The sequence below is a fragment of the Mesorhizobium sp. M4B.F.Ca.ET.017.02.2.1 genome (assembly GCF_003998955.1).
In the GTDB taxonomy this organism is placed as follows: domain Bacteria; phylum Pseudomonadota; class Alphaproteobacteria; order Rhizobiales; family Rhizobiaceae; genus Mesorhizobium; species Mesorhizobium abyssinicae.
In genome coordinates this window covers 1-1,154 of sequence record NZ_RZOF01000633.1, presented here as the reverse complement: position 1 = coordinate 1,154, position 1,154 = coordinate 1, and the positions used below count along the sequence as shown (strand labels likewise).

The 1,154-nt window shown below is 67.5% G+C and carries 1 protein-coding gene and 1 pseudogene; both read left to right on the top strand.

Going from position 1 to position 1,154, the window contains the following annotated elements:
* Window positions 1-378: pseudogene (locus EN738_RS34495) on the top strand (ABC transporter ATP-binding protein); the annotation flags it as partial.
* Entirely contained in the window at window positions 378-1,046 is a 669-nt protein-coding gene (locus EN738_RS34490) for an isochorismatase family cysteine hydrolase (protein ID WP_127287388.1), read from the top strand. The pseudogene EN738_RS34495 and the gene EN738_RS34490, both read left to right, overlap by 1 nt.
* The last annotated feature ends 108 nt before the right edge of the window (window positions 1,047-1,154 follow it).

Below are 1,154 nucleotides of genomic sequence, written 5' to 3'. Positions count from 1 at the left end.
ATCAAATCCTTCAGCGCCCGCCTGGTCGAGCAGTTCAAGGTCAAGACCGCATCGCTCTCCTCGCCGATCGCCTCGCTGTCGGGCGGCAACGTGCAGCGCGCGGTGCTCGCCCGCGAACTGACGGGCGAGGTCGATCTGCTGATCGTCTCCAACCCCTGCTTCGGGCTCGACTTCTCCGCCGTCGCCGAGATCCGCGCCCGCATCATGAAGGCACGCAACGCGGGCGCCGCGGTGCTGCTGATGTCGGAGGACCTCGACGAGTTGCTGGAGCTTTCCGACCGCATCCTCGTCATGTCCGACGGCGCGCTCGTCTACGAGACGCCGATCGCGCAGGCGAGCGTGCAGACGATCGGCGAGCACATGGCGGGGCATCACTGATGGCGGAAATCGCGGCGCAGCCTTTCGCCTTTGCCTTCAGGCCCGAGACGACGGCGCTCATCGTCATCGACATGCAGCGCGACTTCGCCGAGCCGGGCGGCTTCGGCGCCAGCCTCGGCAATGACGTCAGCCGGGTGGTGGCGATCGTGCCGACCGTGAAGAAGCTGATCGAGGGCTTTCGCGCCGCCGGCCTGCCGGTGATTCACACCATGGAGTGCCACAGGCCCGACTTGTCGGACCTGCCGCCCGCCAAGCGCGACCGCGGCAAGCCGACGATCCGCATCGGCGATGTCGGACCGATGGGACGCGTGCTGATCGCCGGCGAGCCCGGCACGGCGATCCTCGACGAACTCGCGCCATTGCCCGGCGAGATCGTCATCGAGAAGCCCGGCAAGGGCGCCTTCTACGCGACCGGCCTCGGCGACGACCTGAAGCGGCTAGGCGCCCGCCAACTGGTCTTTGCCGGCGTCACCACCGAGGTTTGCGTGCAGACGACGATGCGCGAGGCCAACGACCGCGGCTATGAATGCCTGGTCGCGGAGGATGCGACGGAAAGCTATTTTCCCGAGTTCAAGGCGGCCGCGCTCGCCATGATCAGGGCGCAAGGCGCGATCATCGGCTGGACGGCGACGACCGATCAGGTGCTCGAGGGGATTGCGAATGCCTAATCTCAGTTTTGCCGGCCTGCTTGACGGCGGCTGGCGCGATCTGGCGTTCGAGCCTTTCCGCGACGGCATCGGCGTGCACTGGCTGCTCAAGGGCGGGCCGGTCGAGCC

Bases quoted from the DNA above. Each gene is read 5' to 3' on its own strand.
- EN738_RS34490 (WP_127287388.1), top strand. From the start codon at position 378: ATGGCGGAAATCGCGGCGCAGCCTTTCGCCTTTGCCTTCAGGCCCGAG.